The organism is Paenibacillus tuaregi (assembly GCF_900086655.1).
GTDB lineage: Bacteria > Bacillota > Bacilli > Paenibacillales > Paenibacillaceae > Fontibacillus > Fontibacillus tuaregi.
In genome coordinates this window covers 4076295-4090080 of the sequence record NZ_LT575476.1, presented here as the reverse complement: position 1 = coordinate 4090080, position 13786 = coordinate 4076295, and the positions used below count along the sequence as shown (strand labels likewise).

The window sequence follows — 13786 nt, the reverse complement described above, 5'->3', positions numbered from 1 at the left end:
GGGGCGATTTTCATGAATCAGGCAGAAAAAGGGGTGAAATGAGATAAATGATTTGAATTTCATGAATATATGTATTACTATGGGGTCAAATAAAGTATGTTTTTTTAACTAACCTATTATAATAACTTCGAGAAAGAAATATCTTGGGGAAATGAAGGATACCCGCTACTTGTATCACATCGGGCCGCCAACGGACAAAAAAGAGCTGCCAGGCAATCCGGCAGCTCGATATTTGAGTTGTTCCTTTAGAAGGTTACAATGGCGCCTTCCTTCTCGAACGGGTAGTCGATAACGATGCGCGCCGCTTCAGTATCCCCGATGCCACTGTACAGATTGACCTTGCCGTCGGGACGCATTTCGATGCCAGCGGTGAACGCGCAGTCGGTCAGATGAGGTTTCTTGGCAGGGCCATCCGGATAACAAGGTCGGGTGCCGATGATTTGTAAATCCGAGAATTGATTCGTCTGCGGGTCCAGTACAAAGGCCATGTTCATATAAGTCGATGTATTTCCTTGAGCGTAGCAGATATGGCCGATGACACCGATCTTTCCACTTTCGAGCAAGTAGGCCTGGTTGCAGCCGCCCCACTCATCCTTGCGGAATAATCCGCGGGTATAAGCAGCGCTCTCGATGATTTCCGCAGACAGCTCGTCAAGGCTGTCGATGATGGTGAATCCCACCAGGGATTCACTTCCAAATTCCTTGCGAACCGCTTCGCCACGCGGCCTGGAGAAGACGCCGATCCTCCCGCCGTGCAGCTCCACAAGCCGAATGTCCTTCATATAATCTGGGCCTGTCGTGAAGTAATAGAGATCGTGAAGATCGCTGCCTTTGTAGAAATAACCGTAAAAGGTGTCGAGCTGTCCCTGCTTGTAACGAACATGCGTGCCGCCCAACACTAGTTGTTTGTTGATCACGCTAATATAAGGATCTTCAAGCTGATAAATCATCGTATCCGGCACGACTGTCCACTCATCCGGGCCGCTCTCCTCGAACAGGCGAACCCAGGACCTAGCCCACTCATGGCGTTTTTCCACGCGTCCGTAAATGTATCGCTTGCCGTTCCATTGGAATGGAATCGTAGGATTGTAGACATCGAAGCCATTGACTCCATGGAAGACAAGCTTGGCGCTTTCATAGATGCGTTTGTTGGCCTCGAATTGCTGACGCAGTTCCATTAAGTTCATTTCTGGCAAATCTCCTTTCAGGCTTCAATAACAATTCTATCTTAATCGATAGCGTTGCCCTAAATCTTGCTCCATTTTTAAATGCATTATGGTGTTTTGACATCTCAAGGAACCTGTCATGGTCAATATACGAATAAGGGGGAATCACGTTTATGTTGAAGCTTCTTGCGGTAGACGGCATTGATTCTGAAATTCAGGCCCACTATCGGCTGATCGCTTCGGTGCGCGATACGATCGGTATGCATACCCACGACTTCTTTGAATTGTTTCTTATCCTGAAGGGAAGCGTTGTGCATGTCATTAACGGCAGCCGGCAGCTGCTGCAGGAGAATACACTCGTATTCATACGGGACCGGGACGTTCATTATTATGAGCAGACGGCGGATAGCGATTGCCAGTTTATCAATTTGTCGTTCAATCGGGAGGCCCTTGACGATCTCATAGCTTTCCTGGGAGAAGGTTTCCCAAGCGAAAGATTGCTTGGACCGGCCATGCCTCCGTCGACCCTGCTGTCCAAAACAGAGAAGGAATATGTGCGGTACCGGCTGGAGCAGATCAATCTAATCCCGCAGGAGAAGAAGCTGGCCGTCAAAGCGGAGGTAAGAGCTATTTTGACCGACCTGTTCTCCAGATATATCAAGGCTGACACAGACCCGATTGATCTGACCGGACAGCCAGAGTGGTTTAAGTCTCTATGCAGAGAGGCGGGAAAGAAGGAGCACTTTACGCGGGGAACGGCTGCGCTTGTCCAGCTCTCGGGGAAGTCGCATGCCTACATATGCAGAATGTTCAGGAAACATCTCGGAATGTCCCCGACCCAGTATATTAACGAACTTAGAATGTCCTATGCCGAGAATTTGCTGTTAAACACGGATATGGACATCGTGGACATCAGCCTTGAGATCGGACTTGACAATGTCAGTTACTTCTACGACTTATTCAAGCGGAGGCAAAGCCTGACGCCGCATCGATACCGCAAGTTTGGAATTATTCGAAGATAGTATACTGGAATTGGTTAATTTTTATTTGATTATTATGTATTGACGGGTTAAATAGTATGTGTTATTTTTTACCTAGCATAACAACTTGTGAAACATCACGATGCTTATAGCTGTAGGGGACGGCAGCCGGAGGCGATAAGTGTTTTCGATGAACGTTGGGATACAGCCTGGAGGTGAAATTGAATGCGCTTACACATGAAACAAACTCCATGGCGGGGCTCTTGCATCCGCTTTCCGTAGTGCCAGCTTTATACAACACATTCCCAATCACAACAGGGCAACAGCAAGGAGGTGTTTCTTTGAAAACAACCAATAGCAGGCTGGCGGCCAGGATCATCAAGCACCGCTATCTTTACCTTATGGTGCTTCCCGGCTTTCTGACGCTGTTAATCTTTCACTATTTTCCGATGTACGGAATATTAATCGCCTTCAAAGACTTCAACGCTTCTAAAGGGATATGGGGAAGCGAGTGGGTGGGGTTCAAGTACTTCACTTCTTTCTTTAACGATCCGATGGCGTTCAGGGTTTTAAAGAATACTTTGCTTCTAGGTTTGTATACTTTATTTTGGTCATTTCCAGCCCCGATTATATTGGCTCTGTTATTTAATGAACTGAAAAACAAGCGATTCAAGAAGCTTGTGCAGACAGTTTCTTATTTCCCGCATTTTATTTCGGTTGTTATTGTTGCCGGGCTGCTTAAGGAATTTACAGCGAGAGACGGTTTGTTTAACCATATTCTTGGCTTTCTCGGCGGGGACCCGATCATGTTCCTACTCGAGCCCGACTATTTCCGGACCATCTTCATCTCTTCGGGCATATGGCAGGGCGTCGGATTCGGCACGATCATCTACCTTGCTGCATTAAGCGGAATTGATCCTACACTGTATGACGTGGCCGAGGTAGACGGTGCAGGCCGATGGAAGAAGGTTCTGCACATCACATGGCCGTCGCTCAAGCCGACCACCATTATTTTGCTGATATTCGCCGTCGGTGGAATCCTCGGGAACGATTTCCAGAAGATCATTCTGCTCTATTCGCCTGAGACTTACGAGGTAGCAGATGTCATCGGTTCCTATGTTTACCGTCAAGGTATATTAGGCGCACAGTACGAGTATACGACAGCGATCGGATTATTCATGTCGGTTATTTCCTTTACGATCCTCTACTTGACCAATTGGTTAAGCCGTAAAGTATCAGAGACGAGTTTGTTCTAGGTGGTGGGATGTTGAAAAAGGCTAGCTTGGGTTCCAGAACCTTCGATGTTATAAATCTTCTTATCATGTTATTCATCCTGATTGTCGTGTTATATCCGATCCTGAACATTATCGCGACATCGCTAAGCAGCACGCGTTACATCTCCTCCGGGAGCGTAACGATTTGGCCTAAGGGACTTAATCTGGAGGCATATACTACGGTATTTAATGATCCGTACATCTTTAAAGGGTACCTGAACTCGATCATTTATGCAGCAGGCTCCACCGGTATTATGCTGCTGTTTACGGCGCTGATGGCCTATCCGCTGACGATCCCGGGATTTGCGGGCAAGAAATTTCTTACGATCTTTCTCATGATCACGATGTTTTTCGGCGGCGGCTTAATTCCGACCTATCTGCTTATGCGCAGTCTGCACCTGCTTGATACGGTCTGGGTCATGATTCTCCCTGGTGCGGTCAGCGCCTACAATGTGTTTTTGTTTCGGACCTTCTTTCTGAATATTCCTTCTGAATTGAAGGACTCTGCTTATATTGATGGGGCGAATGATTTGGTGGTTTTATTCAGGATCATCCTGCCGTTGTCCAAGGCGCTTTTTGCAACCTTTGCTCTATTCGGTCTGGTCGGAAGCTGGAACAGTTGGTTCGAAGCTTTGATTTATCTGCGGGATCAGGATAAGTATCCCTTGCAGATGGTGTTAAGAAACTACCTGTTCACCTTGGATACAACTGCGATTCAAGGACGGATTGGAGGCGGCGCGGTCGCCGTCAATGCGCCAGGAGACACGCTTGATCCGAAGGCGGTACGAATGAGCGTCATCATTATAACTATGTTTCCGATCATGTGTATTTATCCGATCTTCCAAAAGCATTTCACCAAAGGGATATTTGTCGGCTCTATCAAAGGCTGAGAGGGCGGTGGTGCAGGGAGGAGAGTGCGCAGACGGTTCATTGCAAGTGGATTGCAGATTTGAAAGCGGTTTATCGTGCGAATTAGGGGGAAGTTGAATGAACAAACTGGCAAAAATACTGTTCCTTGGGTTGGCCGTACTAATGGTTTTTTCCGGATGTTCGAATGATTCCAAAAACCCTGCCGCCAATGGGGACGATTCGGAAGTGGTACGCTTCTCGGTGACGCTGCCTTCGAACGGCGTGGACAATCCGAACAGTCTGGTAGGCAAGGAATGGCACAAACGCATGGAAGCCTATATGGGCAAGAAGGTAGAGATTAAATACAACTACATTCCGTCTTCTGAGTATGACGAGAAGGTCAAGCTTATGATTGCAAGCGATGATCTGACGGACTTCTTCGTGACGCCTTTATTCTATGATACGAGCGAAATGGCCGAACAGGGCCAGCTTCTTGAGTTAAGCCAATATAAAGATTTAATGCCGAACTATATGAATTACATTAGCAAGGTAAAGAACGGGATGAAAAGGGTAACGAATGCCGACGGTAAAATGTACACCTTTAAAGAAACCTCCACACCGAGATTCCCCAAGGATCGCGGAATGCTCATCCAGAATACGTCCGCTTACCGTTATGACGTGTTCAAGACTAATAACATCAAAATTCCGGAAACCCTTGACGAATTTTATGAGGCTGCCAAAAAACTTAAAAAGCTCTATCCTGACAAATATCCCGTTGCGACAAAATGGAACAGCTTGAGATCGCTGTTCTCCGCGAACCACATCCGCGACGAAATTTTCTGGGATGGCGAGAAATACGTATACGGGGTTCTGGATGAAGGATATAAAGATGCGCTTCAATTCGCGAATAAGCTGTATGCGGAGAAGCTGTTAGATCCAGAGTACACCATTGATACAGATGATACGCTGAAAAGAAAAGCGCTGAACGGCGACAACTTCATGTGGCTGACGCAGTGGTTTACAACGCCAGCCGAGTATACGAGAACAGCCAACGACGGAAAGATATTTGCGGTTTCCCTGTATCCCGATAATCCGAAGTACGGAAAGGCCTGGCAGGAGGTTGTCAACGGCAATACCCCTGACTTGGGCTGGGGAGCCTACGGCATAAGCTCAAAGGTTAAAAACCCTAAAGAATTGATCAAATTCATCGATTATCAATATTCGGATGAAATGATCAGGCTCATTACCTGGGGGATTAAGGACACTACCTATACGATCGGGAAGGATGGAGTTCCGACCTTTGTCGACTCGCTGAAAAAGGCCAAGGATCCATGGCTGGAGGGTGATAAGTACGGCATGCGGGCAAGCCGGAACTACAACCCTGGCTTGCAGATGGTGAGTGATGCAAGAGCGTTTGTGGATTTTGCCGCGACAGACTATACGGTATTTAACGGCAAATATGAAGAGGTGCCGATTGAGAAGGCGCAATTTCTGACGAGTCTGCCGATGCCGGAGAACGACTATGTTCCTTCCTGGTTGAATGAGCCGTCGATTCAACTCACCGGCAGTGAAAGCCAGCGGGTCTCGGAGATTATGAACCCGATCAAGACGTTTGTTACGGAAGAACAGGCCAAATTCGTTGCAGGCAAGATCAGCTTTGATAATTGGCAGGCCTTTATGGATAAGATCCAAAAGATGGGCAACATTGATGAAGCGCTGAAAATCTATAATGACGCTGCACAAAGAGCTTTAGGAAACTAATAGAAAAATCGTCCCTCTGCTGCCTGCCATTGCGGAGGGACGGTATGTCACAAGGCGATAGGATTAAAGATAACGAAACCATAGGATGTGAGAAACCTTGAGTGAAAAAAAAGAGATTTTATTCCATGTTGAAAAGCTGCTAAATAAAAGAAATCAATTCATGATTACAAAGGTCTCTTCAATAGATTTTTCCGGTTTTACGACCATGAAGCAATTGTTCATCCATGAAATGAATGGGCAGCCGTTCGAGAGCATTGCTCCGGGCCAGCGGTGGGGGGAGAACTGGGGATACGGCTGGTTCCGCTCGGTCATCGTTGTACCCGAAGAAGCTGAAGGCAAACGGCTTGTGGCCATGCTTGATTTTGGATCCGAAGCGACCGTATACATAAACGGTATCGTAAGCGGTGCAAAGGACCTTAACCATCATTACGTAACCTTAACCCGTTCGGCGAAAGCCGGCGAGTTATTTGAAATTGTCGCGGAAGCGTACGCCGGTCATAATAATTCTCAGCCGACATTCGGAGAGTCGCAGCTCTGCATTTTTGAAGAGGAAGTCTATCAATTTTTTATCGATTTGGAATGTTTGTACGATCTTCGCAATCATCTTGATGCCAAGTCCCTCCGGGTTGCGGAGATTGATCGTTGTCTGACTCAGGTGTTCGCGACGATCGACCTGACCTTGCGTCAGGAATTGCTGGGAGAGAACGCAAAGATGTGTCGTAAGATCATGGAGCCGCTCCTCTCCTGCGTGAACGGTTCAACGGTGCCTACCCTGTACCTTATGGGACAATCCCACCTGGATGTCGCCTGGCTGTGGCCGATCGCGGAGACGAAGCGGAAGATTGCCCGGACGATGTCCAATCAGCTGGCGCTCATGGACGAATATCCGGAATACACGTACACCCAGAGCCAGCCGTATTTGTTCCAGCTGGTCAAGACATTATATCCGGAGCTGTATGAGCGAATCAAACAGGCGGTGAAGGAAGGCAGAATCGTTCCCGAAGGCTCCATGTGGGTAGAGCCTGATACAAATCTGCCCAGTGGTGAGAGTCTGATCCGCCAGGCGCTGCATGGCAAGCGGTTCTTCAAGGATGAATTCGGCGTGGACAATGAGATGCTGTGGCTGCCTGACGTTTTCGGCTATTCCGGGAACCTGCCGCAAATCATGAAGGGATGCGGGATCAAGTATTTCGCGTCTACAAAATTATTTGGTACTTACGACAATATAGCAGATCCGTTCCCGCATAATACGTTCCTATGGGAAGGGATCGACGGTTCGCAAATCTTGACACATCTGCTCAACTACGGCGACTACTATCCGATTCGGATTAATCCGTCGTTCTTAATCCATCAGTGGAATGACCGCGTCCAGCTTGAAGGAATTTCTACACGGCTTACGCAGTTCGGACACGGTGACGGAGGCGGTGGCTCCAACCGGGATGATCTCGAATTTATGCGCAGGCTTGGCAATTTGGAAGGTGTCCCCAAGACGAAGCATGGCTCGCCGATCGAATTTTTCGAGAATCAGATCGAACAAGGCATTCCAGATGCCAAATATGTGGGAGAGCTCTATTATCCCGCTCACCGCGGGACTTATACAACGCAAGCGATCATCAAAAAGCTGAACCGGAAGGCGGAAATCGGCTTCCGCGAGGCAGAGCTATGGGGAGCAGCGGCACAGCTTCTGAATCATCGGGCATATCCTTATGAGGATCTGGACCGGTTATGGAAGACTCTGCTGCTGCACCAATTCCATGATATTCTGCCGGGCTCCTCCATCCACCGCGTGCATGAAGAGGCGCAGCTTGAGCTGAAGGCATTGAATGAGAACGTATACGACCTGGCTTCAGATACAAGGGACGCGCTCACGGACGACGATGCTTCCCGGGTTACCGTCTTTAACTCGCTGTCCTGGCCGAGAAAGGAACTGGTCGCGCTGCCTGCTGATGTCCATGGCCTATCGGACGGGAGCGGAGCAGGTATGCCGGTGCAATTGCACGAAGGCGTTGTGTTTGCCGAGGTGGAGGTTCCTTCTATGGGCTGGTCGACGTACAAGGCTGAAGGGGAAGGTGCAGAGGCTTCTGCTGTGTCTGCAGTCTGGGCAACGGAATCGCATCTGGAGAACGAATGGATTTCGCTTGGAATTAACGAACAGGGAGAGTTAACGAGTATTTTTGACAAGGAGACCGGAACGGAATGGGCAGCGGATCACTGCAACGTCATGCGGATGTACCGGGATCAGAATTCGGACTTTGATGCTTGGGAGATTGATCGGCGCTACCGTATGGCACCTGTCGAGCTGAATGCAAGGGCCACGGTATCCGTTACTGCGAACGGCCCGCTCTTCGCGAGCATTCGGATTGAGCGCAAACTGAACCAATCGACCATGGTGCAGGATATCCGGCTGCGTGCTGGCAGCCGCCGGGTGGAATTTCTTACGACGATTCATTGGCGCGAGAAGAACAAGCTGCTCAAGGTCGATTTCCCTGTTCGCGTTCATACGAACGAGTCGCTGCAGGAAATTCAGTTTGGTTACGTCAAGAGACCGAACCATGCTTCGCGTCCGCATGATGCGGATCGTTACGAGGTGGTTCAGCATAAATGGTCGGCGCTTGCGGAGACGAACCGCGGCTTCGCACTGCTTAACGACTGCAAGTACGGGATTTCCGTGGGCGACAACACGATGAGTCTGACGCTGCTGCGGGCTCCGACATGGCCGGATGAGACGTCTGATCAAGGGGTGCACCATTTTACTTACGGATTTACGTTCTGGAACGGCGCGTTCCTTGACAGTCCTGTCGTGCGGGAAGCTTACGAGCTGAATTATCCTGTCAGCCTTGTGTCCGGAGGAAACCGCGAGGCGTACTCGCTGCTGCGCATTGATCAAGCCAATGTGATTGCGGAGACGATTAAGCTTGCCGAAGACGGATCGGGCGACCTTATTGTGCGGCTGTACGAGAGCAAGGGAGCCTCCGTAGCGTCCGTGCTTCACTTCGGGCTGTCCGTTAAGGCCGTTTATGAAGCCAATATGCTGGAGGAGAACGTTGCCGAATTGCCACACGTGGGCGAAGATGTACGGCTTCAGTTCCGCCCGTTCGAGGTGAAGACGATCAGGCTCCAATTGAATGGGAGGAATAGGGGATGAAGCTGGAAGAAGGGCAGCGCCTGGTGGCTTCTGACCGGGTGCATCCGAACTTGACGGGGCATTGTTGATTGCTCGCGCCCTGCTGGGGACGATCGGCTCTGACTGGTCACGCATGGAGGTCGGCTCCTGACGTCAACCGCTTATTCATGGAGCGGTATGAGGCGGTTTTCTTAGGCAGATTCATAGACAAGGAGGTGGTTTGTAGGGGAGAGTGCATCATCGGTGGTTTGAATAGAGAACGTTCGACGGCGCAACGATTTCATTTTATCAAAACGACAAGGGTCGGGAGGTAAGTAAATGAAAATGAAACGGTGGAAAGGTGCAGGAATATGGGCTTGCATCATGGTGATGGCCATAACGGCACCCGGTGCCGCGATGGCGGCGCAGGAGGCGGAGAGCAGCGCTGGACAAGATGTGAGCATCGCGAAGAAGGTGGTTCATAAGCCGTTCACGATCAAGGTCGTGGATGCCGAGACGGGCCGGGGAATTCCTCTTGTTGAACTAAAAACGACGAACAACGTTCTGTATTACACGGATAGTGCCGGTGTCGTGGCCTTCGATGAGCCTGGTTTGATGGATCAGTCGGTCTTCTTCCATCTGTCGAGCCACGGTTACGACTTCCCTGCCGACATGTTCGGCAATCGCGGGCAGGCCGTACAGACCACACCTGGGGGCACGATTACAATCAAGATGAACCGGGTCAACATCGCTGAAAGGCTGTACCGGATTACAGGACAGGGCATATATCGCGACAGCATGCTGCTTGGCCTAGGTGCACCGATTCAGGAGCCGCTGATCAACGGTCTGGTTATGGGACAGGATTCCGTGCAGACGATAGAGTACAACAATAAACTGTACTGGTTTTGGGGCGATACCGACAGACCTGCTTATCCGCTGGGGAATTTCCGCGTAACAGGAGCAACTTCTAAGAGGCCGCAAAATGGCGGATTGGACCCGGATGTCGGCGTCAATCTGAACTATTTCAAGAACGCGGACGGCTTCGTCAAAAGCTTGGTGCCCCAGCTGCCCGACGGTGCGGGAATAGCCTGGGTGTTCGGTTTGATGACTGCCAAGGACAGCACCGGAAAGGAGCGTCTGCTCGCTGGCTACAGTACACATAATCCCGATCTCAGCGCTTTTGGCATTCTCGCCTTTAATGACAATACGAAGGAGTTCGAACAGGTCGTACAGTTTCCATCGAAAGACGATTGGCGCCACCCAGGCGGCCAGGCCACGTATTATGAGGAGAACGGGGCAGGCTACTGGCTTTTTACCGAGCACCGGGTGCCGAATTTGCGCGTTTCCGCCAGCTATAACGCCATCATCGACTATACGCAATACGAATCATTTACTTGCTTGACTCCGGGAACAGCATACAACGGGGCTCAAACGTCTCTGGAACGTGGCGCAGATGGCAAGCTCGTATGGGGCTGGAAAAAGAACACTCCGCCGCTTACCCAGAATCAAGAAAAGGAACTGATCCAGTTAGGTCTGATCCAGGCGAATGACCCGCATTATTATCAGTTGAAAGATGCTGATACCGGCGAAGCGGTGGAAATCGCCTCAAGCTCCATTGAATGGAATGAATACCGGCAGCGTTACGTGATGATCGGGCAGCAGATGCAGGGCAAGACATCGGTGCTCGGGGAAATTTGGTATGCGGAAGCTCCGGCGCCTCAAGGTCCTTGGACGAATGCCAAAAAGATCGTGACGCATAATAATTATACTTTTTATAACGTGGCCCAGCACAAAAACTTCAGCAAAGATGGCGGCCGGATTATCTATTTCGAGGGGACTTATACGAATACATTCACGAATCAGGTCCCGACACCGCGGTATAATTACAATCAAGTCATGTACAAACTCGACTTGGCGAATCCGAAGCTGGGGCTTAAGCCGGTTCAGGGAACAGCTGGTCAATAGAACGCCCAACCCAACATTGAAATAACCGAAAAAGGACCTTTCCAGAAGCTCTCGGGGCTTCATCGGAAAGGTCCTTTTTGGCTGCGGTTTGCCCTGGGAAATAACATCATTGCTTGCCGGTTCTCTATGATAGCCGGAAAGCAGGGAGGAGCAATATCTATTTATGTTGGGGAGTCTCCGTGAATTTCCCGATACTGCTTCGGAGTAAGTTTCGTGAACTTTTTAAAAGCAGAGAAGAAATGCCCTTTGGATGTGAAGCCGCATTGATCCGCGATCTCCAGCACGGAGAGCTGGCTGGATACCAGCTTTTCTTTCACTCTCTCGATTCGTTCCTGGAGGATGTACTCGGACAATGACACGTTCATGATCTCCTTAAATAACTGCCGGATATAGCTCACGGAGAAGGAGAAATTGTCGGCTACCTGCTCGATCGATAATTGCGTATCCTGCAAGTGGCTGTCCACATATTCTTTGATTTCCAGGACGATCTCTTCCTTGCGGTTCAAAGATTTCGGAACCTCGGTCTCGGACGCGAGCGTTGTGACGATGCCCTCCAGCCAATCTTGGAACTCGGACAGCGTGCTGTATCGCTCCAGCAGTTGATGAATGCTGCTGATCTCATGCAGGGCGCTGGATTTGTTAAGGTTTTTGAGCAGATCGTAGGTGAAATAGGTCAAGTTAAGCCTGCAATCGCGATAAGGAAGCTCCTGAATGTGTTTCATCTGCTGGCGCAGGAGAACGACGGCGGTCTCCGGGCGGCCGCGGCGGATCGCCTTGATAATCTCGGCCGTCTCAAGTGCCTCGGATGCGGAAGGATACCCTGCCATAAACTCTTCGTAATCGCTCTCCAGATAAATTTGCTTTTCCCCGTCAAGGAATCGCAGCATCGTCAACTCGTAAATATGATCATATACACTTCGGAAATTAGCGCCGAAGTCATAGGCATTGCTGATTGCGACGGTTGTATCGACGCGTAGAATGCGCGCCACCTGATTGTGCGCTTCCTCAAGAAGATGCTGTAGTTGAAGTTGGCCCGATTCATGGCCGCCAATGACCAGGATGAGATGGTCACCGCCCATATCGAGGCCTTCCGCCGCATAAGAACCGGCACCAATCACTTCTTCGCTAATATTTCGTATGGCGTACTTAATCAATTTCCGGGAAGGGAAATCATAACGTTCGCAAAAGACCTTATAAGCTTCGATCCGCAGAACCGCCAAAAACAGGACTTTGCAGGAAGTTAGCTTGGTCCGGGTCTGAATATATTCGTAGCTTTGGGTACCCGGCGTTCCGTGGAGCATCCACTGGGCCAGAAATTCCGTTCGAACGAGCTCCGACTGGTTTCTCATGGAGGCATGAAGCTGCTCCACATTGTTCAGCAGCATATCGATGCCGTCATTGATCCATTGGATATCCGGCTTGCCATCGGACGTGGAGTTTACGACAGCCACCTTCTTCAGTTTCTCTGACAAGAAGGTGATGGAACGTAAAGTGCGGCGGGAACTCCAGAAGAATAACACGGAAACGATTCCTAATAGCATTAATGTATACGCTATCAATTTTTGCTGGTATAAGGAGATATGGCGGGTCAAAATATGATACTCGGTTGAGTAATATACCGACCAGTTTTCGGTGGTCAGCTTGGCTGTACTAACGAACCATGTCTGATGCGGGAGCCGAACCTGGAAGTCGCTCGTTTGCTGCTCGCGTCCTGCTTGATAAAGCTGTTCGTTCAACTCAGGATTGAACGCGCCTAATTGGACTGTCCCTTGACTGTCGAGTATCCGGATGTCCTGCTCCGAGGAGACCGATTGGCCGAATAGAAGCTTGGACAGTTGAGGTTTATCGATCAGGAGCACGAGATAGAAGTCGGACGGCTTCTCCGGAGCTGCAGGCAGAATAAGGGCAAGGCAGTCCGAGCCATCCGGCGAATGATTAAAGAAGCGCAAATAATGGCGGTGGATTGATTTCACCTGCTCCAGCATGCTCTGATCAGCAAAGGCTTTAAAACTAACGATGCCGACCTTGGAATCGACGACAAGATTGTGTTTTAAATTAATGAGATAGGATCGCTGGATGAGCGACTCGGTTGACATGAAGTTGGATTGGGCAACGAGCGCAGCATGGTCAATGAGCGGATCTTTGCTTGTACTGAAGAACCAGTTCTGGATATTCTGATCGGTGTACATGCTGAGCCCGTATGCTTTCAATTTACCGAGAATCATTTCGGCCTTCGAAGCCAGGTTGTTGACTTCGTTCTGCGAATTGCTGCGCACCTCCAACATGGTGTATTTCGCGAATTCGGCAGACAGAAAGTAGACGAAGGGAATCATGGAACAGATCAGAACGGTGGTTAGTAATAGAAAGGTACGAAAATAGGTCTTCTGCAGAAAAGGTTTGATCTTCATATTCTTCATATAATACCTGCACCCCGTGCCTCATTGATGGACTGACTGTTTATGAGTGTACCTTAAGCTTGTCTCGATAGAAAAAACGGACTGGGACACTCTTCTACATAATCATATCCTGACTTTCGTGTGAAGTCCTCATTTTGACAAAGTACAAATTAAGATGGTTCCGGAAGCCGGATTACGCGCTTTAGTACTCCTTGTGACACAATGAGGACTATTCCAAAGCTAATCTATCCGTACATAATGAACACTGTCAGGTATGGCCACATCGGACAGA

8 protein-coding genes are annotated in these 13786 nt (G+C 49.5%); 6 read left to right on the top strand and 2 right to left on the bottom strand.

The features are described 5' to 3' along the window. Window positions 1-245 precede the first annotated feature (245 nt). Window positions 246-1187, bottom strand: a complete 942-nt coding sequence (locus BN6628_RS18295) for an MTP-1 family protein (RefSeq protein ID WP_068619810.1) — start codon at window positions 1185-1187, stop codon at window positions 246-248. Window positions 1188-1339: 152 nt separating this feature from the next. On the opposite strand from BN6628_RS18295, the gene BN6628_RS18290 reads away from it, so the two are divergent. The 6 genes from BN6628_RS18290 (at window position 1340) to BN6628_RS18265 (ending at window position 11098) form a co-directional block, all read left to right on the top strand. After that, a complete protein-coding gene (locus tag BN6628_RS18290) occupies window positions 1340-2188 on the top strand; it encodes a helix-turn-helix domain-containing protein (protein ID WP_068619809.1) in 849 nt (282 codons plus the stop codon). Between the two features lie 299 nt (window positions 2189-2487). Then, the gene (locus BN6628_RS18285) at window positions 2488-3402 is read left to right on the top strand and encodes an ABC transporter permease (protein WP_068619808.1); all 915 of its coding nucleotides are present in this window, start codon (window positions 2488-2490) and stop codon (window positions 3400-3402) included. Window positions 3403-3413: 11 nt separating this feature from the next. Then, window positions 3414-4310 (top strand): carbohydrate ABC transporter permease, encoded by an 897-nt coding sequence (locus tag BN6628_RS18280; RefSeq protein ID WP_068622432.1) that lies wholly within the window; start codon window positions 3414-3416, stop codon window positions 4308-4310. A 97-nt stretch (window positions 4311-4407) separates the two neighbouring features. Next, entirely contained in the window at window positions 4408-6030 is a 1623-nt protein-coding gene (locus BN6628_RS18275; RefSeq protein WP_068619807.1) for an ABC transporter substrate-binding protein, read from the top strand. A gap of 97 nt (window positions 6031-6127) precedes the next feature. Then, window positions 6128-9175: an alpha-mannosidase gene (locus BN6628_RS18270; protein WP_068619806.1), complete on the top strand. Its 3048-nt coding sequence runs from the start codon at window positions 6128-6130 to the stop codon at window positions 9173-9175. A 297-nt stretch (window positions 9176-9472) separates the two neighbouring features. Continuing rightward, the gene (locus BN6628_RS18265) at window positions 9473-11098 is read left to right on the top strand and encodes a hypothetical protein (protein ID WP_068619805.1); all 1626 of its coding nucleotides are present in this window, start codon (window positions 9473-9475) and stop codon (window positions 11096-11098) included. 161 nt (window positions 11099-11259) lie between these two features. Here the strand turns inward: BN6628_RS18265 and BN6628_RS18260 are convergent, their stop codons facing one another. Next, window positions 11260-13515 carry an AraC family transcriptional regulator gene (locus BN6628_RS18260; protein ID WP_235847666.1) on the bottom strand — a complete coding sequence of 752 codons (2256 nt, stop codon included), beginning with the start codon at window positions 13513-13515 and terminating at the stop codon, window positions 11260-11262. Window positions 13516-13786 lie beyond the last annotated feature (271 nt).